General features: G+C 65.9%; 24 protein-coding genes. 13 read left to right on the top strand and 11 right to left on the bottom strand.

What is annotated here, in order from left to right:
* The first annotated feature begins 31 nt into the window (after positions 1 to 31).
* From ON22_RS33025 to ON22_RS33010, 4 genes are read left to right on the top strand one after another with little or no spacing between them, the layout of a single operon-like run.
* On the top strand, positions 32 to 808 hold the full coding sequence (locus ON22_RS33025; protein ID WP_231508009.1) for an ABC transporter permease: 777 nt from the start codon (positions 32 to 34) through the stop codon (positions 806 to 808).
* A 42-nt stretch (positions 809 to 850) separates the two neighbouring features.
* Positions 851 to 1,891 carry an ABC transporter substrate-binding protein gene (locus tag ON22_RS33020; protein ID WP_033241943.1) on the top strand — a complete coding sequence of 347 codons (1,041 nt, stop codon included), beginning with the start codon at positions 851 to 853 and terminating at the stop codon, positions 1,889 to 1,891.
* Positions 1,892 to 1,908: 17 nt separating this feature from the next.
* Positions 1,909 to 2,712, top strand: coding sequence for an ABC transporter ATP-binding protein (locus tag ON22_RS33015; RefSeq protein WP_033242449.1), 804 nt, complete (start codon positions 1,909 to 1,911; stop codon positions 2,710 to 2,712).
* Between the two features lie 41 nt (positions 2,713 to 2,753).
* Positions 2,754 to 3,911, top strand: a complete 1,158-nt coding sequence (locus tag ON22_RS33010) for a glycerate kinase (protein ID WP_051158393.1) — start codon at positions 2,754 to 2,756, stop codon at positions 3,909 to 3,911.
* A gap of 323 nt (positions 3,912 to 4,234) precedes the next feature.
* Here ON22_RS33010 and ON22_RS33000 read toward each other — a convergent pair whose 3' ends face one another.
* Positions 4,235 to 5,164 carry a siderophore-interacting protein gene (locus ON22_RS33000; protein ID WP_033241941.1) on the bottom strand — a complete coding sequence of 310 codons (930 nt, stop codon included), beginning with the start codon at positions 5,162 to 5,164 and terminating at the stop codon, positions 4,235 to 4,237.
* A gap of 186 nt (positions 5,165 to 5,350) precedes the next feature.
* On the opposite strand from ON22_RS33000, the gene ON22_RS32995 reads away from it, so the two are divergent.
* Entirely contained in the window at positions 5,351 to 5,692 is a 342-nt protein-coding gene (locus ON22_RS32995; RefSeq protein ID WP_033241940.1) for a cupin, read from the top strand.
* A gap of 64 nt (positions 5,693 to 5,756) precedes the next feature.
* Here the strand turns inward: ON22_RS32995 and ON22_RS32990 are convergent, their stop codons facing one another.
* Positions 5,757 to 6,542: an IclR family transcriptional regulator gene (locus tag ON22_RS32990; RefSeq protein ID WP_033241939.1), complete on the bottom strand. Its 786-nt coding sequence runs from the start codon at positions 6,540 to 6,542 to the stop codon at positions 5,757 to 5,759.
* 174 nt (positions 6,543 to 6,716) lie between these two features.
* Between ON22_RS32990 and ON22_RS32985 the strand changes: the two genes are divergently transcribed.
* Both ON22_RS32985 and ON22_RS32980 read left to right on the top strand, forming a co-directional pair.
* On the top strand, positions 6,717 to 7,478 hold the full coding sequence (locus ON22_RS32985) for a CoA transferase subunit A (RefSeq protein WP_033241938.1): 762 nt from the start codon (positions 6,717 to 6,719) through the stop codon (positions 7,476 to 7,478).
* Positions 7,475 to 8,119: a 3-oxoacid CoA-transferase subunit B gene (locus ON22_RS32980; protein ID WP_033241937.1), complete on the top strand. Its 645-nt coding sequence runs from the start codon at positions 7,475 to 7,477 to the stop codon at positions 8,117 to 8,119. The genes ON22_RS32985 and ON22_RS32980 overlap by 4 nt, the downstream gene beginning before the upstream one ends.
* 25 nt (positions 8,120 to 8,144) lie before the next feature.
* Here the strand turns inward: ON22_RS32980 and ON22_RS32975 are convergent, their stop codons facing one another.
* Positions 8,145 to 9,143 (bottom strand): MBL fold metallo-hydrolase, encoded by a 999-nt coding sequence (locus tag ON22_RS32975; RefSeq protein WP_033241936.1) that lies wholly within the window; start codon positions 9,141 to 9,143, stop codon positions 8,145 to 8,147.
* 295 nt (positions 9,144 to 9,438) lie between these two features.
* On the opposite strand from ON22_RS32975, the gene ON22_RS32970 reads away from it, so the two are divergent.
* Positions 9,439 to 10,233 carry a TetR/AcrR family transcriptional regulator gene (locus ON22_RS32970; RefSeq protein WP_033241935.1) on the top strand — a complete coding sequence of 265 codons (795 nt, stop codon included), beginning with the start codon at positions 9,439 to 9,441 and terminating at the stop codon, positions 10,231 to 10,233.
* Positions 10,234 to 10,263: 30 nt separating this feature from the next.
* Here the strand turns inward: ON22_RS32970 and ON22_RS32965 are convergent, their stop codons facing one another.
* Positions 10,264 to 11,445 (bottom strand): thiolase family protein, encoded by a 1,182-nt coding sequence (locus tag ON22_RS32965; protein ID WP_033242447.1) that lies wholly within the window; start codon positions 11,443 to 11,445, stop codon positions 10,264 to 10,266.
* Positions 11,446 to 11,573: 128 nt separating this feature from the next.
* Between ON22_RS32965 and ON22_RS32960 the strand changes: the two genes are divergently transcribed.
* Positions 11,574 to 12,794, top strand: coding sequence for a CaiB/BaiF CoA transferase family protein (locus ON22_RS32960; RefSeq protein WP_033241934.1), 1,221 nt, complete (start codon positions 11,574 to 11,576; stop codon positions 12,792 to 12,794).
* A gap of 174 nt (positions 12,795 to 12,968) precedes the next feature.
* Positions 12,969 to 13,217 (top strand): hypothetical protein, encoded by a 249-nt coding sequence (locus tag ON22_RS32955; protein WP_033241933.1) that lies wholly within the window; start codon positions 12,969 to 12,971, stop codon positions 13,215 to 13,217.
* A 22-nt stretch (positions 13,218 to 13,239) separates the two neighbouring features.
* Here the strand turns inward: ON22_RS32955 and ON22_RS32950 are convergent, their stop codons facing one another.
* Genes ON22_RS32950 through ON22_RS32925 form a run of 6 tightly spaced genes read right to left on the bottom strand, consistent with a single transcriptional unit; the run spans position 13,240 to position 19,695 of the window.
* The gene (locus tag ON22_RS32950; protein WP_033242446.1) at positions 13,240 to 13,860 is read right to left on the bottom strand and encodes a cysteine hydrolase family protein; all 621 of its coding nucleotides are present in this window, start codon (positions 13,858 to 13,860) and stop codon (positions 13,240 to 13,242) included.
* Between the two features lie 27 nt (positions 13,861 to 13,887).
* Entirely contained in the window at positions 13,888 to 14,898 is a 1,011-nt protein-coding gene (locus ON22_RS32945) for an aromatic ring-hydroxylating oxygenase subunit alpha (RefSeq protein ID WP_033241932.1), read from the bottom strand.
* A 27-nt stretch (positions 14,899 to 14,925) separates the two neighbouring features.
* Entirely contained in the window at positions 14,926 to 16,122 is a 1,197-nt protein-coding gene (locus ON22_RS32940) for an acyl-CoA dehydrogenase family protein (protein ID WP_033241931.1), read from the bottom strand.
* Between the two features lie 14 nt (positions 16,123 to 16,136).
* Complete coding sequence (locus ON22_RS32935; protein WP_033241930.1) at positions 16,137 to 17,183, bottom strand: acyl-CoA dehydrogenase family protein; 1,047 nt, start codon at positions 17,181 to 17,183, stop codon at positions 16,137 to 16,139.
* A 48-nt stretch (positions 17,184 to 17,231) separates the two neighbouring features.
* Positions 17,232 to 18,065: an amidohydrolase family protein gene (locus ON22_RS32930; protein ID WP_033241929.1), complete on the bottom strand. Its 834-nt coding sequence runs from the start codon at positions 18,063 to 18,065 to the stop codon at positions 17,232 to 17,234.
* A 1-nt stretch (position 18,066) separates the two neighbouring features.
* Complete coding sequence (locus tag ON22_RS32925) at positions 18,067 to 19,695, bottom strand: acyl-CoA synthetase (RefSeq protein WP_033241928.1); 1,629 nt, start codon at positions 19,693 to 19,695, stop codon at positions 18,067 to 18,069.
* 348 nt (positions 19,696 to 20,043) lie between these two features.
* Between ON22_RS32925 and ON22_RS32920 the strand changes: the two genes are divergently transcribed.
* On the top strand, positions 20,044 to 20,862 hold the full coding sequence (locus ON22_RS32920; RefSeq protein ID WP_033241927.1) for an enoyl-CoA hydratase/isomerase family protein: 819 nt from the start codon (positions 20,044 to 20,046) through the stop codon (positions 20,860 to 20,862).
* A gap of 11 nt (positions 20,863 to 20,873) precedes the next feature.
* Here ON22_RS32920 and ON22_RS32915 read toward each other — a convergent pair whose 3' ends face one another.
* The gene (locus tag ON22_RS32915) at positions 20,874 to 22,106 is read right to left on the bottom strand and encodes a cytochrome P450 (protein ID WP_033241926.1); all 1,233 of its coding nucleotides are present in this window, start codon (positions 22,104 to 22,106) and stop codon (positions 20,874 to 20,876) included.
* A gap of 157 nt (positions 22,107 to 22,263) precedes the next feature.
* Between ON22_RS32915 and ON22_RS32910 the strand changes: the two genes are divergently transcribed.
* Entirely contained in the window at positions 22,264 to 23,049 is a 786-nt protein-coding gene (locus ON22_RS32910; RefSeq protein ID WP_033241925.1) for a coniferyl-alcohol dehydrogenase, read from the top strand.
* Between the two features lie 190 nt (positions 23,050 to 23,239).
* Positions 23,240 to 24,451: a cytochrome P450 gene (locus ON22_RS32905; protein WP_033241924.1), complete on the top strand. Its 1,212-nt coding sequence runs from the start codon at positions 23,240 to 23,242 to the stop codon at positions 24,449 to 24,451.
* Positions 24,452 to 24,472: the final 21 nt, after the last annotated feature.

Below are 24,472 nucleotides of genomic sequence, written 5' to 3'. Positions count from 1 at the left end.
TCGGCGCCGGAAACTCCCATCCCCATCCACAATGTGGTCGACCGTATGGCGGCCGCTCGCCCTGGTGGCGGTGCTCGTCGCCGCATGGTGGGCCGTCACCGAATTCGAGCTCGTCGAGCCATATATTCTGCCGTCGCCGGCGGATACCTGGCGCACCGCCGCCGACAACTCGGCGTATCTGCTCCAGAACACGTGGGTCACCACCTACGAAACCGTGGTCGGCTTCATTATCGCCGCAGTGATCGGCGAAGCCGTCGCACTCGTGATGATCTACTCGCGCGGTGTCGAGCGGACGATGTATCCGCTCATCCTCTTCGCGCAGGTCATCCCCAAGATCGCGATCGCTCCACTGTTCATCGTCTGGCTCGGGTTCGGCACCAGCCCCAAGATTCTCGTCGCCGTATTGATGGCTTTCTTTCCGATCGTCATCGCCGGTATGGCCGGGCTGCGCTCCGTCGATCCCGAAATACTCGAGCTCACGTCCACCATGGGTGCGAGCAACTGGAAAACCTTCGTGAAGGTGCGTTTTCCGGCATCGCTGCCGCAGTTGATGTCCGGCCTCAAAATTGCCGCCACTCTCGCGGTCACCGGCGCCGTCGTCGGTGAATTCGTCGGTGCGAACGAAGGCCTCGGCTATGTGATTCTGCAAGCCAACGGCAATATCGACACAGCAATGCTGTTCGCCGCCCTGATCATCATGTCCATGCTGGGCATCATCCTGTTCGCGATCATCGAAATCGCCGAACAGTTCCTCATTCCCTGGCACGCCTCTCGCCGATCCACGGCCTCGGCCGTCGGCGCGGCATAAGCCCGCCGCACCACGCATTCACGCCACAGCTGGAGAACTCGCATGAAATTCGGAACTCGCAGACTCACGACGATGGCCGCCGCCGCGGCTGCTTCACTCCTGGTATTGACCGGCTGTGGGGCCGGCGGCAACGAGGCGAAGGACCCCGGCACCGACGGGGAGACCACCACGGTGTCACTGATGCTCAACTGGTATCCCTACGGTGAGCACGCCCCGTTCTATTACGGGGTGCAGGAGGGCATATTCGCCAAGCACGGCATCGACCTCAACATTTCGGCCGGCCAGGGCTCTACCAAAACCACACAGGCCACCGGTTCACAGCAGACCGACTTCGGCTGGGCCGATACCCCGGCCGTCCTGAGCAATATCGACAAGGGCGTCAAGGTCAAAAGCGTCGGCGTCTTCCTCCAGACCACGCCGTCGGCAGTGCAGGTCTTCGCCGATTCGAATATCCGCACCCCCGCAGACCTGGCCGGTAAAACCATTGCCGTCTCCGCGGGCGACGCACCGACCACGACCTTCCCGGTCTACCTCGACAAAGCGGGCGTTGCGGCGGATCAGGTGACCCAGCAGAGCCTCGACTCGGCCGGCAAGATGTCGGCGATGCTCTCCGGCCGCGTCGACGGACTCATCGGATTCGCACACGACCAGGGCCCCACCATCGCGAACAAGAGCGGCCGAGAGGTCCGCTATCTCCGGTATTCCGACCAAGGCCTGAGCTTCTTCAGCAACGGGCTCATCGCGAATCAAGCCACCATCGAATCCTCGCCCGAGCTGGTACAGGCCATGGTCGATGCGACCAGCGAGGCCTTCGCGGCCGCCGTCGCGCAACCGGAAGCCGCGGTCGCGGCGATGGAAGGCAAGGATCCGCAACTGCCGCCGCAGGAGGTCCTGCTCCAGCAGTGGCAGCAGACCGTCCCGCTGCTCAGCACGCCGGAAACCGAAGGTGAAGCGCCGGGCACCAACTCCGAAGCCGATTGGCGTGCCACCGTCGAGGTCCTCAGCAATGCGAAGCTCCTCGACAAAGCCGAGGACCCGGCCAAGTACTGGGAATCGAAGTTCACCCCCACCAGCAAGCCGTGACCGGAGCAGGTGACGATATGAGCACACCCACCGACACACTCCCCCGCACCGATACCGCCGTCGCGGTGGAGGACCTGACCGTACGGTTCTCGTCCAAACGCGGCGAGGTCACCGCGCTCCACGATATCGGGCTGCAGGTCCGGCGGGGCGAATTCGTTTCGATCGTGGGCCCGTCCGGTTGCGGTAAATCGACGCTGCTGAAGGTTGTCGCCGGCCTAACCGATCCGAGCGGGGGCCGCGTCGAACTCGGCGGTGCTCCTGTCCGAGGGCCGCAACGCAATATCGGCTACGTATTCCAGCGCGCGGCACTGCTGGAATGGCGGACCGTCCGCAAGAACATTCTGCTCCAGGCCGAGATGCGCGGTTTGAACAAACGGGCGGCCGAGGCCGAATGCGCGCGGCTCATCGAGATGACCGGGCTCGGCGGATTCGAGAACGCCCTGCCGCACGAACTCTCCGGCGGTATGCAGCAGCGGGTCTCCCTGTGCCGGGCCCTGTTGCACGAACCGGAAGTGCTGCTGATGGACGAGCCGTTCGGCGCGCTCGACGCGCTCACCCGGGAACGGATGAATATCGAACTGCATCGGATCTGGCGGGAAACGGGCACAACGGTCCTGCTGGTCACCCATTCGGTGGCCGAAGCCGTGTACCTGGCCAACCGGGTGGTCGTGATGAGCCCGCGGCCGGGCCGGATCGTCGAACTGCTCGACGTGGACCTGCCGGCCCACCGGGATTACTCCACGACAATGGAGCAACCGGAATTCATCAGCGTCGCCAACCGGGTCCGGGAGTTGCTCGGCGCGGCGTCGCACGCGGACTGATACTCGATCCCCCGCCCACTTGCCGATAGGAAGTCGACCGCGTGAAGGTCCTGGTTGCCCCCGACAAGTTCAAAGGAAGTCTCTCGGCATCCGAGGTGGCCGAGAGTCTGGCGGAAGGCTTGGCGGCGGCGGGGGTCGACAGTTACCGGATGCCGCTGGCCGATGGCGGTGACGGAAGCGTCGACGCCGCGATCGCGGCCGGATTCACTCCACGGCCGGTGACCGTGGCCGGGGCGGCGGGAACCCCGAGATACGGGCGGATCGCCGTCGGCCACGGCACCGCGGTGGTCGAGGTCGCCGGCACCTGCGGTCTGACCACGCTGCCGAACGGCCGGAAGCTGCCGTTGGACGCAAGCAGCCTCGGTATGGGGCAGGCCATCTCGCAAGCACTGCGATCTCGGCCGCGCCGATTGGTGCTCGCCCTCGGCGGCAGCGCCAGTACCGACGGCGGGATGGGATTGCTCGCGGCGCTGGGCTACACGTTCGCCGATTCGAACGGGGTACGACTGCGCGGGTGCGGACGGTCTTTGGGGCGAGTCCATACGATCGACTCATCGCGGGCCGCGAGACTATCCGGGGTCGAGATCGTGGTCGCCGGCGATGTCACCAATCCCCTGCTCGGGCCGGACGGTGCGGCGGCGGTGTACGGTCCGCAGAAGGGGGCCTCCGCGGGAGAAGTGCGGTTTCTCGACGCGGGTCTGAACAAGCTGGTGCAGGCATTTACCCGCAGTGGCTACCCGGACGCGATGGCTGCCGCGGGCGCGGCCGGAGCGGGCAGCGCAGGCGGAATGGGCTTCGCGGCGCTCCTACTCGGCGCCGAGATCGTCTCGGGCGCAGGCTACTTTCTCGATCTGCTCGAGTTCGACCGGCATCTACCCGGCTGCGACTTGGTGGTCACCGGAGAGGGAAGTATCGACGAGCAGACAGCGAACGGCAAACTCCCCACAGTGGTGGCCCGCCGCTCATATCCCGTTCCAGTTGTCGCTGTCGCCGGTCGGAGCACCTTACCCCCGGACCATTGGGGCGCTGCAGGATTCGCCGATATTCATACCCTGGGCGACCACACCGACCGGGATACCGGCAACGACCCCGGCCTGACCCGGCAACTGCTCACCCGAATCGGCCGGCAGATCGGATGTGCCGCTGCATACGGTCCCGCCGCAGTCGGAAAGGGCAAACAGTCGAGTCTCCGTCGTTGATCGGTCGCCGAACCCGTTGTGCGAGTTCGGCGCACTCCTGGGACAGGAGCGAACACGGCACCGAGAACTACGTCCGTCGAACAACCTGCCGGCGGGAACCCGGCGGCCTGCTCACCGGGAAGAACTGTCCGTCGGCGGCCGGTCGTAGAAGATCCGCTCGACCGTCTCTCGAAGTGGTCGATCCAACCGCTTCCCGCCGGTGTCGAATCCAGGCGCCGGATTATCGGCGAACTCACCGATCTGCTCGTTCTCCCGGTCCGCCCGTTGCGTCCGAGGCACGAGGGGAGCCGCAGTCCCGACGACCGGACGCACCCGACTGCCGATCATGTGGCGGTTGCTGTTACGAGTGAGACCGGTAGGTCACCCGGGTCGGCGCCCAGGTCGATGGACTCGGCCAACTCCGGATCGCGGATATCGGCACCGGCGGTGGCGGCATGCCGGTAGGCGATCAGGTTCACGGAATCGTTCTCGGTACTGGTGACGCCGCGTTTCCAGTAGGCCCGGGCAAGGAGATCGGAGCGATCGATGCCCCATACAGCGACGGCATGCGCGCGGAGATCGCGAACCTGGGCGGCCTCGGCAGCAATCCAGACCTGGGTTCGGCGACCGCCGGCTATCGAGGCGGGGGTGTGATCGAGAATTCGGGTGATATCGGCGAGGTGGTGCAGCGTCAGATTCGGATGCGCCGGAACGAGTTCGATATCGGCGGGATCCGGGGTAGAGATGTATGCCGATACGGCATCATCCGGATCGAGACTGTCGAGGATGGCGGAGAGGGCAGGGAGGGCGGTGCCGTCGCCGATCAACACATGGTCGCAGATTCCGGCGCCGACCGCCCATTCGGGTCGCATTCCGGACAGCGATACCGGGTCGCCGGGGCGCGCGGCGGCGAGCCAGTCGATTCCCACGCCGTGATCATGCCGGGCCACGTCCATGGTCAACCGGCGTGCCGCCGGGTCGAATCCGCGAACGGTGAAAGCACGAAGTACCGGTTGCACGGTATCGGCGGGCCATTCCGGAAGCCCGGATTCGCTGCGCGTCGGTGTCGCCACCGCGGAACTCCGCGCAGGTGGCAGCATGAGTTTGAATGCGTCGGCCGGGTGCGGGTCGCGATATTCGTCCAGAGCCGCCCCTTCGAGGACGACGCGAGTGAACCCCGGCGTAAGTGCATCGATCCCCCCGACGGACAATTCGAGCGATAACAGCCGGCGGCCCCGTGATCGCTGCCAGATCCCCGCCTTGATCGACTCCACTGCGCCGCCTTCCGATAATTAGGTCACCCTAATTTCGATGGTAACGCACACTCGGGCGCACAGGTGAAACCACACGACTCGGCCTGCCCGTTCCGCTTCGGCGTCGCGATATCGACGGACAATGGCCGACGTCGCAATGGTTCGACCTCTGGCCCCGCGCGGGCTCGCAGCAAGAAAGGCTTCACCATGGCCGGAACTCCTTCTCGGGCCCGCAAGTTCAGCTCGGTGATCGGTGACGATGCCGTCCCCTTCGGCGACCGGATCCGCATCGCTCCTGGTCTCGGCAAAGAGGCCGGCGGGCCGATGAGCGCCTACTCGGCGTTCTTCCAGGCGGGCGCGCGTGCCGACCTGCCGGCCGGCTACGCGGAGGTCTGGGTGGTGCTCCGCGTAGCGCTACGGCTGGGTGACGGGAGCGACGCAATGACGGTTCGCGCAGGTGAATTCGTGCACGTTCCGGAGCAGACACCCGGCATCGTGGAAGCTCTCGAGGACACCACCATGGTCTGCGTATCGGTGCCCGCTCATTGACGAGGACGGCTGTCATAGATGACCGCGCAGCAGTTCGGCGGCACCGGTCGAGCCGGGCCCGGATTCAGTGTGTGCGGTGCGGCGGGCGCCGGCGTAACTCCCGGGAGAGGCTGTGCGCATGGCGGAGTAGCAGACCCCCCAGCTCGCCGCGGCGGTCTGCGCGGAAGCGGCTCTCGACTCCGGTGAGACTGAGCGCCCATCGGGGTTCGTCGCGCTGGTCGAAGACCGCCGCCCCCATGCCCCAGCTGCCCTCGACGAGCAGGCCCGGATTCACACACCAACCGGACTCACGGGTGGCGGTGATGCGTCGGGTGACCTCCGGGCGCGCATGTGTGGCGCCCCAGTCTGTACTCAGGTCGGTACGGGCTAGATAGTCGGCGACCTCTCGATCGGGCAGGTGCGCCAGGATCACCAGCCCCGCCGAGGCGACACCGAGGGGGAAGCGGATACCGGGGTACAGCACATGGGAGCGGAGCGGGAAACTGCCTTCCTCACCGGCCAGGCATACCGTCTCGTCACCGCGGCGGGCGGAGAGGAACGCACTCTCGCCGGTCTCCCGGGCGAGTTCCCGCAGCACGGGCCGCGCCGCCTCGCCGATGTCGTAGCGCTCGGCGGCGAGGGAGCCCATGAGGAACAGTTCCGGGCCGAGGAGCCATCGCCCCGATCCGGCGTCGCGATCCAGGAAGCCCTCCTCGGCAAGGGCGGCGAGCAACCGGTGGACTGTGGGCCGCGCCAAGCCGGTCCGGCGCGCCAGATCGCTGGTGGTCACTCCCTGCTCACCTTCAGCGGCAACCGCGCGCAGCAGGGCTGCCGCGCGCCCGAGGACCGAGGGGTTCGACTCTGCGCTCATCGTTCCATCGTACGTTCACTGAATGGACGCTGCTTATCGCACTGTTCACTCTATGAGCAATTTCGGCTTTAAGCAGAGCGAACACTTGCCAGCTCAAAGGGATGAATGTTCTCGTTGGCGAACCCGGGTGTCAATGTTTGCTGAGTGAACACACAAGACGAGAGGCGAGCTGAAATGGAACCGAAAGTGGTGGACACCGCCGCCGCTGCCGTGGCCGATATCGGTTCGGGAGCGACTCTGGCGGTCGGCGGATTCGGGCTGTGTGGTGTCCCGGACGCCTTGATCGCGGCCATCGCCGCGGGGGAGGCCACCGGCTTCGAGGTGTTCTCCAACAATTGCGGGGTCGACGATTACGGGCTGGGGATTCTGCTGTCCGCCGGACGGATCGCCCGGGTGACCGCCTCCTATGTGGGTGAGAACAAGGAGTTCGCCCGGCAGTACCTCGGCGGCGAACTCGAAGTCGAACTGCTTCCCCAGGGCACGCTCGCCGAGCGACTACGCGCCGGTGGCGCCGGTATCCCCGCGTTCTACACACCGGCCGGGGTCGGGACACCGATCAGCGAGGGCGGCCTCCCGTGGCGGTATGCGCCGGACGGGTCGGTGGCCGTCGCGTCACCGCCGAAAGAGGTGCGGGTGTTCGGCGGCCGCCGCTTCGTCCTCGAGGAGAGCATCGTCGCCGATTACGCCCTCGTCCACGCCGCCGTCGGCGATACCGACGGCAACCTGGTGTTCGAGAAAACGGCCCTGAACTTCAATCCGCTGGCCGCGATGGCCGGGCGGGTGACCATCGCCCAGGTCGAGGAACTCGTCGCCCCCGGCGAACTGGATCCCGCCCACGTGCATCTGCCCGGAGTGTTCGTCCAGCGCATCGTGGACACCGGGCCGCAGAACAAACGAATCGAGAAGCGCACCGTACGGCAGGAGGCCACCCGATGAGCTGGACGCGCACCGAAATGGCCGCCCGCGCGGCCCGCGAACTCGTCCCCGGCGAGTACGTCAACCTGGGGATCGGCCTGCCCACCCTGATCCCCAACCACCTACCCGACGGCGTGAAGGTCGTCTTGCACAGCGAGAACGGCATCCTCGGCACCGGCCCCTACCCCACTGACGACGCGGTCGATGCCGACCTCATCAACGCCGGAAAGGAAACGGTCACCGTCGAACCCGGTGCCGCGTTCTTCGACTCCGCGCTGTCTTTCGGCATGATCCGCGGCGGTCATATCGACACCGCAGTCCTGGGCGGTATGCAGGTCTCGCGAAGCGGCGACCTGGCCAACTGGATGGTGCCCGGCGCGATGGTCAAGGGTATGGGCGGCGCGATGGATCTCGTCCACGGCGCCCGTCGCGTCATCGTGCTGATGGAACACACCACCCGCGACGGCTCCCCGAAGATCGTCGACACCTGCACCCTGCCACTCACCGGACAAGCCGTCGTGCACCGGGTGATCACCGACCTCGCCGTCCTCGATATTGCCGGCGGACAGGTGATCCTGCGCGAAACCGCGCCCGGGGTGAGCGTGGATCAGGTACGGCAAGCGACCGGAACATCACTCGTTGTCGAGACCATCCCGGCCTGACACCGCCGGCCGATGAGGTAGCCCCTTACTTACGGGCGAAGCGTGCCGGTTCTCCCCCGGGTAGCCGAACGACGAGGTCGCGCGCCACGAGGTGCCGCAGGTGCGCGGCCGCTTCGGACAAGGCCATGTTCTTTCCGAGCGGTGAGATCTCTGCCCACGGCTTGTACCATTTCATCCGCTCCGCGACCTCCCACACGGTGATCCGATCGTCGCCGAAAGCGCTGTACAGGTGATCCAGGCGCTCTTCGTGATGCTTGATCAGGAAGGCAGCGCGTCCACCCACGTCGTCGAGGGCGAGCCCGTGGGCGCCGAGCCCGCGAGTGACATTCATCGATTGCACTCGCCGCAACGAGTCGGTGAACTCGGCCAGCGCGTCACGCTCTTCGAGTGGGTAGACGAAACTACCGACATGCGGCGTCGTCTTCTGGAGAATATGGTCGCCGGTGAACATCACGTCGGCGTCCTCCAGGTAGAAGCACACGTGGCCGGGGGTATGGCCGGGGGTGTGGATCGCCCGCAGCTCGCGACCGGCGAGCGCGATCCGCTCGTCGTCGGCAAGGGTCCGGTCCGGTGCCGAATCACGGCTCACCCGGGTTTCTTCGTTCACGGCGAGCTCGTATGCCGCCACGTCGGCGAGCGGAGCACCCGCCTGGGCCAGGTTCTGCTTCTGAGCCGCCATCCAGGTCTCATCCCGGTCGGCGGTCATTCCGGCGAACAGTTCGTGGTCGTCTTCGTGCATCGCGATCCACGCACCCGAGGCCTCCCGGACACGTCCGCACAGACCGCTGTGATCCGGATGGAAGTGCGTGAGAACGACACCTTCGACATCGCTGACCGAATGGCCGATCGCCGCCAACCCCGCAGTGAGGCCGTCCCACGCATTGTCGTCGTACCAACCGGCGTCGATGAGCACGATCCCACCCGGTGACTCCAGCACGTAGATCAGAGTATTCCCGAGTGGATTACCTGTGATCGGAACCGGAATGCGGAAAATACCATCGCCCACAGAAATCGCGCCGTCCATCAGGCCACCATATTCCTTAGGCAAAGAAAGTACTGCCTGGGGTTCCCGATACGCGAGACCGCGGGCTGCGTCGATTCGGCCGATATCCCCCGGGCTTCTTCGCCACGGCGCCGTGCCCAGCCGTACAGTCCGATCACCCCGCGGCTGCGGAAGGTACGACAGAATACCCTGTGGTAACGTCAACAGTGTCAGTTTCGGCAAAGTAGTGCACCGCGGAGGCTTCATGGCCGGCTAGCTTTGGCTCACCCCGCAATACGCCTTGCCGATATCACACCAGCGAGGAAGTGGGTTCGAGATGGCGAAGCAGGGCACCGCGGCGAAGCGCCCGAGACGCGAACGTGGCTCTCTCAACCCGGAGGATATCGTCGCGGGCGCATTCGAACTCGCCGAAGAGATTTCGATCGACAATCTCAGTATGCCGCTGCTCGGCAAACATCTGGGCGTCGGTGTCACGAGCATCTATTGGTACTTCCGCAAAAAGGAAGAGCTGCTCAATGCCATGACGGACCGGGCGCTACGGCAGTACGCATTCGAAACGCCCTTCGTCGAAGCCGAGGACTGGCGCGAAACGCTGCGTAAGCACGCACAGACCATGCGGCAGACCTTCCTCGGCAACCCCATCCTGTGCGATTTGATCCTGATCAGGTCGGCCCTGAGCGAGAAGGCAGCGCGGCTCGGCGGCAAACAGACAGAGCGGGTGATCGCCAGCCTCGTCGAGGCGGGCTTCTCCCTGGAACATGCGGTGGAGACGTATTCCCGTGTCCAATTGCATGTGCACGGTTTCGTTGTGCTGCAACGCCTCTCGGACAAGAACCGCGCACTCAGCCCCGAATCCACCGCCTACTACGAGAACGTGATCATCGATCCGGAAACCACTCCGCTGCTGGCACAGGCCGCCGCCAAGGGGTACCACTCCGGCGCACCGGACGACCGGAACTTCGAGTACGGGCTCGATTCCATCCTCGACCACGCTTCCCGGCTGCACCAGAAAGCCGAGCCCAAGGAGGCGAAGCCTGCACCGGCGCGGCGCACGACACGCTCGACGGCCACGAAGACCAGTAAGCCTCGTACGCGCGCAGCTGCCAAGTAGACCAGCGGTTTCCGCTGTTTCGGCAGCGGGTCAGACCTCGAGCACCAGGGCGCCGCCCATACCGCCACCCGCGCACATCGCGGCGACACCGATACCGCCGCCACGGCGGCGCAACTCGTGGACCAGCGTGGTCACCATGCGGGCACCGCTGGCCGAGATCGGGTGCCCGAGACTGCATCCGCTGCCGGAGAAATTGACCCGCTCCTCGTCCATTCCGTATTCCCGGCAGGCCGCGATCGGCGTCGACGCGAAGGCTTCGTTGATCTCCCACAGCGCGATATCCGCCACGCCGAGGCCCGCCCGCTCCAGCACTTTGCCGATCACCTTCACCGCGCCCAGACCGGTATCGCGCGGCGCTACACCGACGTTGGCCCAGGCCCGCACGGTCGCCATCACCTCGAGCCCCTCGGCGGCGGCATAGTCGTCGCCGACCAGCGCCACCGCGGCACCGGCATCGTTGATCCCGCTGCTGTTCCCGGCGGTGATCGAGAAACCTTCGATCTCGGGATGCAGCACCGGCAGCGCGGCCAGGCGCTCCAGCGTGGTGTCGCGGCGCGGGTGTTCGTCCACGACGAAGTCGATCACCGTACCGTCGGCCCGGGTGACCTTCAACGGCACGATCTCGTCCAAGAATTTCCCGGCTTCGATGGCGTCACAGGCGCGTTGATGTGACCGCAATGCCCACGCGTCCATCTCCGCCCGGCCGATGCCGACCGCTTTCGCGGTGTTCCAGCCCACCGTGACCGACATATCCATGGTCGGGGCGTCGGGTGTTTCCGGATGCGATGGCGGCATCCAGGGTTCGATGAACTCCATCTCCGGTCCCGAATCCGGTACCCGCCACTTCATCAAGGGGGCGGTGGACAGCGACTGCACACCGCCCGCGACGAGCACCCGCTCCATATCGGAGCGGATATGCGCGGAGGCGTTGGCGATCGCGGTGAGACTGCCCGCGCAGTGCCGGTTGACCGCCTGCCCCGGGACGGTTTCCATCCCGCAGGCCACGGCGGCGTGCCGGGCCAGGTCGCCACCGCCATAGTTCAATTCGGCGAGTATCACATCGTCGACCGCTGCGGGGTCCAGGCCAGCTCGGCGGACCACTTCCGGTAGCACGGTGGTCGCGATAGTTTCGGTCGGCACGTTTGCCAGCGCGCCCTTGAACGATCGCCCGATGGCTGTCCGGACGGCGCCGACAATGACGGGTTCGGCCATATCTTTCACCCTCTGCTCGAGCCACACTCGCGGTGTAGCGGTATCCGGAAATCCAATCCCGAGCTTTCAACTGTAATGATTACCGTATAGTACTTCAAGATAGGTGATCGTTCGGGAAGGGAGCACCGATGACCGGCCTGCTCAACGGCGTCAGGGTGGTCGAACTGGCCTCGTGGACCTATGTGCCCAGTGCGGGTGCGGCGTTGGCGGATTGGGGTGCCGACGTGATCAAGATCGAGGACACCCGTGGCGGCGACCCGTGCCGGAATCTGGTTGTCGGCGGGCTGACCGTCGATGCTTCCCCGGTGCAGACCAGTTTCATGATGGAAATCGGCAATCACGGCAAGCGCAGTATCGGCGTGGATATCAAATCGGAACTGGGCCGGGAGATCCTGGGAAAGCTGCTCGCGCAGGCCGATGTCTTCCTCACCAACTGGTTGCCGGGACCGCTCGAACGTGCCGGTCTCACGGTGGACCGCCTGCGTGAAGTGAATCCTCGCCTGATCATCGCCCGGGGCAGCGGCCACGGCAGCCGTGGTCCGGACAAGGACCGCGGTGGCTTCGACGCGGCCAGCTACCTCGCCCGCGCCGGCGTCGCCTACGCGCTGAGCCCGGCGGACGCCGAGTATCCCGTCACCCAGACCCCGGCGTTCGGCGATCTCCAGGGCGGTATCACCCTGGCCGGCGGTGTTACGGCGGCGCTGTTCCACCGTGAACGCACCGGGCACGCACCGCTGGTGGACAGTTCGCTGCTCGCCCAGGGCATGTGGGCCGTGGCCCCCGATATTTCGGCGGCCGACTACTACGGGATCGACCGCATCCCGGCAGGCCGGGCAGGGTCGGCCCCGAATCCCGCGGTGAACCGGTATCGCACCCGCGACAACCGCTGGGTCCAGCTGATGTTCCTGCAGACCGACCGCTACTGGAAGGGGTTCTGCGACCGGATCGGCCGGCCCGACCTCGGAACCGACGAACGATTCGTTCCGCTGGCGAACCTCGTACTCAACCAGGAAGCCGCCACCATCGAACTACGCAAGATCTTCGCCGAACGCGACCTTGCCGAGTGGCAGCAGGTCCTGGCGGACGAGCCGGGCGTCTGGTCGCCGATCGCCAGCCCGCAAGAGGTTCTCGACGACCCCCAGGCCGCGGCGAACGGCTACCTGATGTCCCTGCGCGACGACGCCGGCCACGACTTCCGGACCGTGTCTGCCCCGGTCCAGTTCGACGAGACCCCCGCCGCGCCGACCCGGGCCCCCGCCTACGGCGAGCACACCGAAACCATCCTGCTGGAACTGGGTCTGAATTGGGACGAGATCATCACGGCCAAGGACGCCGGGGCCATTCTGTGACCGGAACCTGCCGTCCGGACACGGCGCGGCCGGACCGGCGTGATGATCCGCTCGACCATATCCGGCCAGCGTTTGCTCGGCGGAGGTGGCGAGCCGTGGACGGCAACTCGAGAAAGCGCCCGGCACAGTCGCGTCGGATAGTATGGCGGTTCGTACAGACGAGAGGGAGCCGCTGTGCCGGGGTTACGAAAGTTCTTCCGTGATACGGCCTACACGGTCCTCGGTACGACGGTTGTTGCCGCACTGCTCATCCTAGGCTTCGGATTCAGCGGCATCTGGGTCACCGTGGTGTCGGTAACGGCGGGCATGGCACTGGGCTGGGCAGCCGAAGGAAGCGTCGAGCTGCTCCGCGCGTGCCGCGCCGGTGCGACACAACCAGCCGGCGATCTCGGCACCGCGACGCAGGACCCGCCCGGCACCTGACGTCGCCGGGTCCGTTCGGTGGTCATGCCTTCCAGATATCCAGCAGTTCCCTGGTCGTAGTCACCGCGGCCAGTAGCGACAGGGTGTTGTCGATTACCGCCGCGCCGTATTCCGCCGGCACCCCGGCCACCGCGTCCCGGGGCAGGACCACCTCGTAGGCCGCGTTCACCGCATCCATGACGAGGTTCGGGATGGCCACGTTCAGTGAGACGCCCACGGCGACGATTGTGGAGACACCGAGGTTGCGCAAAACCGCGTCGAGGTCGGTGCCGCCCATGGGCCCGAGGCCGTGGCTGCGGGTGAGCACCAGATCGGCGGGGGCGGGCCCGAATTCGGGGAGCAGCTGCGCGCCGGGACTGCCCGGGGTCACCGCGACCCCGCGGCGGCCGAGGGCGAACAGTTTCGCATTGTGGTTCGAGCCCAGGCCATCGGCCCGGCGCGTGACCAGGCAGTGCACCACGTGAACCCCCGCGGCGCGGGCGGCCGGCAGCAGCGCGGCGATATTGGGTAGGGCCGCCCGGCGCGCTTCGTCGGCGAGCGCGGCCAGGCCCGCATCGGGTCCGACCACCGCGCCCTGGCATTCCTGGGTAATCAGTGCGGTGCGGGCCGGGTCCACCAGATCGCGCAGCGTCCGCTCACCCATGATCGGCTCCGCGGTCACGGCCCGGGTTCATGCCGGGGCTCCGGCGTCCACGGCCGGAACGTCGTAGAACTGCTGCGCCCACTTACGCAGCGACAGATACGGTTTCGCATCTTTGGGAGAAAGCGGCGGGTGTTCGACGTACTTCTGGTACCGCCAAATACTCAGGTCCTCCCATACCGTCACCAGGAACTGCCGCTCCACTCGCTCCCGGACCTCGGGTGGCGGCACATCGGATTCGTCGCCCGGTTTCCTGGGCCACCAGATCGAGTAGAACAGGTCCGAGCATTCGTCGTCGACCGGTGTGGTCGCGAAGATGAGGCGGTGGTCGGACGCCCCCTCGAATGCACTGATCGAGCCGCCCAGGCCGAACATCTGGGCGTGAATCTTCAGCGCCATCTCGTCCGGATCGTCGCTGCGCGCGTCGGGCCAGCCGGTCAGGAACGACCAGGTGTGGCCCTCGGCGCTGTAGTCCAGCATCTGCGGGGTCACGGTGGCGCCGTGGACGTATTCGAAATGCAGGCTGTCCGGCCCGTTCTCCAGAACGACCTGCGGATGCACCGGTTCCTGTTCGGTTTTGCGGGAGAATTCGGGGTAGGGCCGGTAGTAGCTGTCCGGGGCGCTGCCGAATTCGGGGAACATCCGGAGGATATCCGGCATCTCCCAGTGCGGTTCCTTCCCGTCGGGATGGTGCCACATGAAGACGCAACCGTTCTGCTCGTTCACCGGGTAGACCCGCAACCGTAGGCCGCGGTTGACGCGGTCCTCCCCGGGTATCTTGCGGTTGCGCCCGTCCGGACCCCACCGCCAGCCGTGGAACGGGCATTCGACACAGTCGCCGACCACCTTGCCGCCGTGGCCTATATGCGCGCCGAGGTGCCGACAGTGACCGGTGAGGATATGCAGGTCGCCGGCCTCGTCCCGGTAGGCCACGAGGTCTTCGCCGAAGTAGCGCAGGGGCCGCACCTCGCCGAGCGGGAACTCGGCCGACCAGCCGACCATGAACCAGCCGGTGACCTTCCAGGTGAAGGGAACCTTCACGTGGCACCTCCGATGTCCGATAGAACGTCAGGCAACTTTCGGCTCGGCCGGCAACGAGTAGTTCGGCTTGCCCAGTCCGAGTACGTGCTGGGCGATCATGTTGCGGAACACTTCGAGGGTGCCGCCGTAGATACCGCACAGCGGGGCCCAGCGGTAGATGTATTCCGCTCCCCCGTCGTCGGCGGCGCCCTCGGTCTCCACCGGCAGTGCCGCGGCCGGGCCCAGCAGGTCCATCAGATCCGGTGAGATATCGCGCATCGCCTGCGCGATGGCGACCCGGCCGAACATATGCGGTGCGGACAGCGCTGCCTCCATCCGGGCGATACTGCGCCCCAGCCGGTATGCCACGGAGGAATCGTCGAGCAGCCGACTCCCATCCGGACGCGGTCGCGCAGCCAGCGCGGCAATACGGTCGACCGATACCGCCATCATGGCGCCCTGGTGGGTCATGATCGACACATCCTGCAGGCCGTCGCCCGCCGCGTCGACCACCCCGTGTTCGGTATTGAGCGGGCCCATCAGCACCGACCAGCCCTCGTTCACCTCGCCGAGGCGGTACTTGTCGTCAACGCGTACGTCGCTGTAGTAGACGATATTGGTCCGGTCGCCGTCGACGGTACGGATGCCCTGGATCTCGATACCGGGAGTGTCGAGCGGAACCAGGAACATGGTGAGGCTCTTGTGCTTCCGGGCTTCCGGGTCGGTATTGGTGATCAGGAAGACGTACTGGCAGTTGTGTGCACCGGTGGTGAACATCTTCGAACCGTTGATCACCCACTGATCCCCGTCGCGTACCGCCCGTGTCTTACAGGTCGCGACATCGGATCCGCCTTCGGGTTCGGTATACCCCAAGCACAACCGCACCTCGCCACTGGCCACCCGCGGCAGGACCTCTTCCTGAAGCTCGGGCGAACCGTAGTCGCGGACCGAGCCGAGCACGATCGCGGTGGTACCCCAGGTCACCCAGGGCACCCGGGCGCGCCGCTTCTCCAGATCCCAGATGCGGCGCCGCAACCGGCCGAGCCCGCCCTCACTCGATTTGTTCAGTTCTGCCGCCAGCCAGCCCCCCGCGCCCAGCGCCAGGTGGACACCTTCGTCGAAGTTGTCGCCGGTCTCGCGGTCCCGGCGCCGGACCTCGTCGGTCACATGGGTGTCGAGGAAGGCCTGTGCACGGTCGCGGAAGGCCTCGTCCTCGTCGGTCAGTTCGACGACTGAGAAATCCATCGAAGTACTCCGTTCTAGCTCTGGGCCGCGGCGTGGAGTTCGGCGGTACGTACCGCGCTCGCGGCGGCATCGCCCGCTGCCAGCGGCCACCCCTTCGCGCGGAGCAGGTAAGCGCTGGCGGCCGACTCCGCCGCGACACCGAGCCCGCCCTGCACATGAACCGCCATGGTGGCGGCCCGGGGTGCCTCTTCGGCCATGTACACGAATGCCGCCGAGGCCAGACCGGGTTGGACATCGGGCTCGAATTCGAGGAACCAGGATGCGCGCCGGGCGAGGTTACGCCCTGCCTGCACGGTGATGGCGATATTGGCCAGCGGATGCGAAATACCCTGCAGTGTCGAGATCGGGACGCCCATCGTGTACCGCGTGGTGGCGAATTCCGCGGCAATACGCAGCGTTTCCTCGACCAGGCCCACCAGCACCGCCGCGGTCAGCACCCGCCATTCGTCGAGTGCCCGGTCGTGGTGGGCGACCGCCTCGGCGCCGGCGGCCAGCACCGTCCGCCGGTCGGCCGCGGCCGGATCGATCCACGCCATCGGCAGCCGGCCGATATTCTCGACGCCGGCCGGGCGGGTATCGAAACTCAGCCGCACGATCTCGTCGCCCTCGCGGATCACGATATGGTCGGCGACGGCGCCGGCCGGGATGAGCCGGGCACCGGCCCTCGCCCCGATCCTGGGTTCCAGCGCGACCAGTTCCCGGCCCTCCACGATTCCGGCGTCACCGTCGGTATCCAGCGCACCCAACCGCGCCAGCAACCGGGTCGCACACACGTGGTCGATCCACGGGACCGGAGCGACGACGCGGCCGAGTTCCTCCGCGACGAGGGTCAGATCGACCAGCGTCGCACCGTCACCGCCCGCGGATTCGGGCAGCGCCATCGTGGTCGCGCCGGTACCGCACAGCTGCTCCCACAGGTTCTTGTCGAAACCGGTGGGCTCGGCAGCCCGCGCGACTTCCAGCGGACAGCGGGTCTTGAAGAATTTCGCATAGGCGGCCTGTAATTCGGACTGGTCCTCGGAAAGGCTGTAGTCCTGCCGGCGCAATTCGTAGCGATCCATTCTGCGTACTCCTTGGTCTGGCGCGGCGTGCACTTCTTTCTGAACGGCTCAGTCGTCGGCGGATCCGTCGCTGAAAAAGAAGTCCTGCGCGTTGTTGTAGAGGTAGTTGTCGAGGACGTCGCCGGGGAGTTCGAGAGCCGTCGCTTCCGGGACCACCCGGCGCATGGTGAGCACCGGCCAGTCGGAACCGAAGATCACTTTGTCCTTACCTCGGGTCCGCATGAAATGAAGCAGGCTGTCGGGCAGGCGTTTCGGCGACCAGGCCGAGGTCATCAGCCGCAGATTCCGGTATTTCATGAGCAGCCGGATCGCGATATCCCACCAGGGGTCGGCCCCGTGGATCATGCACAGACGCAATTCGGGGAAGCGATAGCACACGCGATCGAGGTAAATCGGGTTCTGCACCTCACCGGGAATCGGCGGGCCGGGCAGCCCTGTGTTCATGCACAGCGGCAGGTCCATCTCCGCACATTTGTAGTACAGCGGGTAATAGACCGCATCGGTGGGCGGATATCGGCCGTCGCCCCAGAAGCTGGGCCCCATGGTGGTGTAGGCGACCGGAAGGTCCTTCGCCAGCGCCTCGAGCTCCCGCAGCGCGGGAACCGGATGCAATAGATCCACACCATTGAGCGCAAGACCGAAACGGTCCGGATGGGCCTCAGCGAATTTCCGTGCGGTGGCCGACGGCTTCTTCATCGAATACATCAGGACGGCTTTCTCGACGCCCTGTTCGTCCATCTCCTCGAGCAGCGCACCGAGTTCCACCTGCTCGTACAGCGATTTCGGGCCTTTGAAGTAGTCGTCCCGGACCTTCAGCATCCAGGCGGGCTGCTCCTGCTCACCGAAATGCACATTGACCAGGCAATCGATAACCTTGCGCATACTATCGGACCTCGTTTTCTGCCGCGGCGTCCACAGTTACGCGTTGCTTCGCCCAGCGGTAATCCGGTTTGCCGTTGCCGAGCCGTCTGATCTCGGTGACGAAGATGATCTCCTTGGGCACTTTGAAGCCGGCCAGGCGCAGCCGGCAGGCTTCCCGCAGGACCAGATCGGTGATCTCCAGGCCGTCGGTGATACACACCAGGGCTACGACTTCCTGTCCCCACCGCGGGCTCTGCCGCCCGACGACGAGTGCGTCGTGCACACCGGCGTGGGCACGCAGGACTTCCTCGATCTCTTCGACGAATACCTTCTCGCCGCCGGTGTTGACCACCAGCGAATCCCGGCCGAGCAGACGCAGGCTCCCGTCGCGGGCGACCGCGGCCCGGTCGCCGGGGATCGCCAGGCGCTGCCCATCGATCACCGGGAAAGTACGTTCGGTCGCTTCCGGGGCGTCGAAGTAGCCGAGCGGGACGCGGCCGGTGCGCGCCGCCCACCCGATCTCGGTATCCCCGGGCTCGAGGAAGCGGCTGCGGTCCGGCGAGACCGCGGTCCCGCCGGGCATCGGTGCGAAGGTGTCGACCTCCGCCCCCTTGCTACTGCGGCCGTAGCCCATCCCGCCGGTCTCCGAGGAGCCGTATCCTTCGACCACGGTGGCGTGCGGAAGCAGTTCGAGTAGTTCGTGCCGGTGCTTCGGATTGGTTGCGGCACCGCCTGTTCCGATTGCCATGAGCGAATCGAGTACATAGCGCCGCGCCCGCAGTTCCCGTACCAGCGGCCCCGCGTAGGCGTCGCCGACGATAGTCATCAGCGCGGCCCGTTCCTGCTGCGCGGCCGTCAGCGCGGTGTGGGCGTCGAACTTCATCCGGTCGTCGTAGAGCAGAATCGTCTGCCCCGCGAGCAGACCGGCGAACGATGTCCAGATACCGGCGGCATGCGACAGCGGTGAGACCGCGAACCATACGTACCCGGTCGCCGCGACGAGTTGCGCCAGTGGTGCCAATGATTCGTGATCGGCGCCGTTCATCGACGAAACGTACATATCGCTCTGCCGCCACAGCACGCCCTTCGGGCGTCCGGTAGTCCCGCCGGTGCACAGCATCACCAGATCGTCCGGGGAGGTCTCGATCACTCGGTCCGCGGCGCCGGCGGCCACCGCCTCCTCGAACCGCACCGCGCCGGGCTGCTCGTCGATCTCGCTGCCGTCGTCCACCGAAACGAGGAGGTCCACCCCCTCGGGCGCGGCGGCGGCGACCACGGGCCCGAACGAGCGGTGGAAGACAATCGCCCTCGGCCGGATATAGGCGAGCAGGTCGGCTATTTCGTGCTCGGTGTAGTGGTAGTTGATATTCACCGGCACCGTACGTGCCTTCATACAGCCGATCATCACGTCGAGGTACCGGTCGTTGCGCATGATGAGCGCCACCCGGTCCTGGCCGCATTCCCAGCGCTCCAACTGCTCACGCGGAGTATGTGCACCGAGCCCGCGGGAGGCGAGGAAGTCGGCGAACCGCCGGGTCAGCAGTGCGGTTTCGCCGAAAGTTGTCCTACGGCCGCCGCAGATGGTCATCGTGCGGTCCGGCGCCGCGGCCGCGACCGCGTCGAATACGGGTCCGATACTCCATTCCGTCACCCCGAACCTCCGGATCCGAGAGCCGGCAACAGCACCGGACCGCCGATGAGATCAATAGCGCCCACGGACGCCTCCTTGGTAGCAATCGAACCGACGGCGGGCGGGTCCGTAGGCGTGACACCTCCACTGCCGCGCGACCTGTCGCACACCGAATGGTTGTGTCTACTGTATAGCTATCAGTACGTCTTGGTGCAAGGTTTACCGAAGAGATGACGAGACCAAGCTGCCGCCCGAGCCGGGATCCGGCGCACCGTCGACACGATCCACCGACACCTTTCGAGGTACTTACGGTATGTTCAACGGTATCGCCGATGCACCGAGCGCACACCCACGAAATGCGGGAGAGCAGTGAGCGACAAAAGCCAGAACCCCCCTTCCGAGGGAGCGGTCCACCGCGACCAGGACGGTCCGGTACTGCGGCTGACCATCGACCGGCCGGCCCGGCGTAATGCGTTGACGCCGGCAATGGCCACGGAACTGATCGACGCACTCACCACTGCGGCCACCGACGAAAGCCTGCGGGTAGTGCATATTCGGGGCGCCGGTGCGGACTTCTGCGCCGGAGTGGACTGGGTGGCCACCAACAACGACGGCCGCCGCCCCCGCACCGGCGACCTGGTACGCCGCATCCCCCATACCGCCAACCGGTTGATCGAACTCGTGCACACCATCCACCTCCCCGTGGTGTGCACAGTGCGCGGATGGGCGGCCGGCATGGGATGCAATCTCGCCTTGGCCGCCGACTTCACCGTCGCCGCGCGCGACGCGATGTTCTGGGAACCGTTCCTGAGCCGTGGCTTCAGCCCGGATACCGGTTCGACCTGGCTGCTACCCCGGCTCGTGGGCCTCGCCCGCGCCAAACGCATGCTGCTACTCGGCGAGAAGGTCGGCGGCAGCGAAGCCGCCGGCTGGGGGCTGATCCACGAGGCCGTAGACCCCGGCGACCTCGACCGGCACAGCGCGGAGCTGGTGAACCGGCTCGCCGCCGCACCCACGGTGGCATTGGGTCTGAGCAAACAGGCCGTCCACGACAACCTGGACGCGAGCCTGTCCCAGGCCTTGACCCACGAACTACTGACTCTCGAACTCGCCTGCCGTACCGCGGATTTCAAGGAGGGCCTGGCCGCATTCCGGGAGCGCCGCGACCCGGAATTCCGGGGTCGCTGACCATTCGGCTTTCAGGCGAGCGTGTAGCGGATCGGCAGGTGTTTGAGCCCGCCGACGAATGTCGTCGCGATCAATTCGGGCTCACCGGCCAGTTCGGCCGATTCCAGCCGTGGCAGCAGTTCGGCGAAGAATTTGCCGATCTCCATCCGGGCCAGCGCGGCGCCGAGGCAGAAATGGATGCCGAACCCGAATGCCACATGCTTGTTGGGTTCGCGGCGGATATCGAACCGGAAGGGATCGTCGAAGACTTCTTCGTCGCGGTTCGCCGAGACGTAGGACAACAGCAGTGAGTCCCCCGCCGCGATCGGCACACCGTTGACCTCGGTGTCCTCGGCGGCGGTGCGCATGAACGACTTCACCGGCGTGACCCAGCGGATCATCTCCTCCGTGGCCTGCGGCATCAGCCCGAGGTCGGCACGCAGCGCTGCGCGCTGTTCGGGATGCTCGAGCAGCGCACGCATTCCCCCTGAAATGGTCCCACTGGTGGTGTCGTGCCCGGCGGTGGCGATGATCGCGTAGTAGGACATGGTGTCGATATCGGACAGCGGCTCACCGTCGATGGTCGCGTTGGCGATGGCCGACGCGAGATCGTCGGTAGGGTTCGCGCGCCGAGAATCGGTCAATGCCTTGAAGTACGCGAACATTTCGGCGAGTGCGTTCATCGAATCGTCGGCCGATCCGCGCTTGTACTCGTCGTCGTCGCTGCCGAGCAGTTCCTGGGTGAGTTTCAGCATCAGCGGGAAATCGGATTCGGGAACGCCGAGCAGCGACATGATCACGTACAGCGGGTAATTGACCGCGACCTCCTGAACGAAATCGCATTCACCACCTGTATCACGCATCTTGTCGACATAGCGCACCGCGAGCTGGTCGATGCGTTCTCCCATCGCGCGCATGGACTTCGGGCCGAACCAGTCCGCGGCGATCGCCCGCACGATCCGGTGTTGCGGGTCGTCCATATGGATCAGCGTCCGGATACCGACCGCCGCCTGCATCTCGTCGGAGGCGGCGGGCATCAGCACCGGCCGCGGCCAGTTCGTGAACACCCGGTTCGCCCGCTCGACGGCCATGACATCGGCGTGCTTGGTGATCGCCCAGAACGGTTTGTAGGACGGTACGTCCACCAGCGAGACCGGGGCATTCGCCCGGAGCGAGCTGAGTGCGGTGTGCAACCGCGCCTCGTCGGTGTAGGCGGCCGGCTCCGCAAGTACCTTCGCGGCATCATCGACGATCGGCATGCTCATATGCGGTTCTTCCGTTCCGTATCTTCGTTCTACTCCTGGTCGAACCCGCCGCCCAGTGACCGGTCCGGCGCGTTGTGCCGCCCCCCAGAGTGATTTATAGTCAGGCTTACTGTCAAGCATTCAATAACTCGTACCGGGCGATGGAGCAGTGGTAGTCATGTCCTCTGAACAACGCAGGATCGTGGTCATCGGCGCCGGGTCGGGAATCGGCGCAGCAACCGCCGCGCATTACCACGAACAGGGCGATTTCGTCCTCGCGGTGGACCTGCGCCGCAGCGACACCCCCGCCGCCCGGCACGAGCAATGCGATCTGCGTGATGCTGCGGCCATCGATGGACTACTGGAGCGCATCGGCTCGGGGTGGGACGCCCTGGCCTACATCGCCGGCGTACCCGGCACTGCCCCGGTCCATGATGTGCTCGCGGTGAACTACTTCGGCATGCGCCTGATGACCGAGGGGATGCTCCCACGCCTGCGCGAGGGCGGCGCGATCGTCACTGTGGCGTCGGTCGCCGCACTGGGCTGGCAACAACGAACCGATGAGCTCGCGGACCTGCTCGACGCGACCGATCTCGAAACAGTACGGAACTGGCAGGACGCCCAGGATCCGGCCTATCCGGTGTACAGCACCTCGAAGCAGGCCGCAATCATTTACGCCAAACGCCTGGCACCGGCCGCGTGGCAGAAGTACGGGGTCCGGATCAACACGGTGAGCCCGGGGCCGACCGAGACCCCGATCCTCACCGATTTCGAGACCAGCATGGGCAAAGAGGTCCTCGATACGGTCAAAGCGACACTCGGGCGGCATGCGACCGTCGACGATATCGTCCCGGTGATCGACTTCCTGGCTTCGCCGGCGGCCCGCTGGATCAACGGCCAGGACGTGCATGTGGACGGCGGCTTCGTGGCGTCGATATCGGCCGGAGCGCCGATTCAGCTGTAAGCAACTCCCCCGAATACCGCGTGCAGCAACCCATCGGCCGACGACGGTTTCCGGGGACCGGCCGGGCCCATACGGGAGACCGCGACATCTGCAAACATTGCCGATGCGAATGATTCTGTTTACTGTATGTATTACAGTAAGTCGGATATCGCGGATTTCGCACGGTCCCGACGACCGCTAGAGGTGACTTGTGAACAGCCCTGTTCAGGACGAATCGACGCCGGCCGGGGATACCCTCGACCTGCGCGACCCCTACCCGTACTTCGCCGCCCGGCGCGCCGAGGCCGGTGTTTCGCACGGCACGGTGATGGACTACTCCAGAACCCCGGAGTCGCTGCGGCCGACCGACACCTATGCGGCGTTCTCCTACGATGCGGTCAACACCGCCCTGCGCAACGGCCAGGTCTTCAGCACGGCGCTCTACGATTCCACGATCGGCGTGTTCATGGGCCCGACCATCCTCGCGATGACCGGTGCCGGGCACAAAGCGCACCGCGGTCTCGTCTCGGCGGCATTCAAACCACAATCGCTGCTCACCTGGGAACCCGAGATCGTCCGGCCGATCTGCGATGCGCTCATCGACGAATTCGCCGAGCGTGGGCACGCGGACCTGATCCGCGACTTCACCTTCGAATTCCCCACCCGGGTCATCGCTCGCCTGCTCGGCCTGCCCGAGGAGGATCTGCCGTTCTTCCGCAAGGCCGCGGTATCGATCATCAGCTACGCGGGGAATGTGGGGCGCGCGCGCGAGGCGTCGAAGGAGCTGCAGGAGTATTTCCTCGGACATATCGAACAGCGCCGCAGCGCCCCCACCGACGACATCATCAGTGATCTGGTGACCGCGGAGATCGACGGCGAGAAACTCACCGACGAGGCGATCTACTCGTTCCTGCGACTGCTACTACCGGCCGGCCTGGAAACCACCTACCGATCCTCCGGCAATCTGCTCTATCTGCTGCTGAAACATCCGGAACAGTTCGCCGCCGTACAGGCCGATCACCGCTTGCTCGCGCCGGCGATCGAGGAGGGGTTGCGCTACGAAACCCCGCTCACCCTGGTACAGCGTTATATCACCGAGGACACCGAACTGGACGGCGTCGCGATCCCCCGCGGCGCGGTACTGGATCTGTGCCTGGGTTCGGCCAACCGGGACGAGAACCGGTGGGAACGCCCGGAGCAATTCGATATCCACCGGCGCCGCATCCCGCATATCAGTTTCGCCGCGGGTGCCCATACCTGCCTCGGCCTGCACCTGGCCCGGATGGAAACCCGGGTCGCGCTGGATCGCCTGCTGACCCGGCTCACCGACTTCGAACTGCACGACTCCGGTGATCCGCATATCTTCGGCCAGCCCTTCCGTTCGCCGAATGCGCTCCCGGTGACCTTCGATGTGCTCGCCTGAATCACTGAGCAGCACAACAAC

The organism is Nocardia carnea NBRC 14403 (assembly GCF_000308515.1).
Classification (GTDB): Bacteria; Actinomycetota; Actinomycetes; order Mycobacteriales; family Mycobacteriaceae; genus Nocardia; species Nocardia carnea.
Note: the sequence above shows the minus strand (reverse complement) of the source record. Positions and strands in the feature narration are given on the sequence as shown.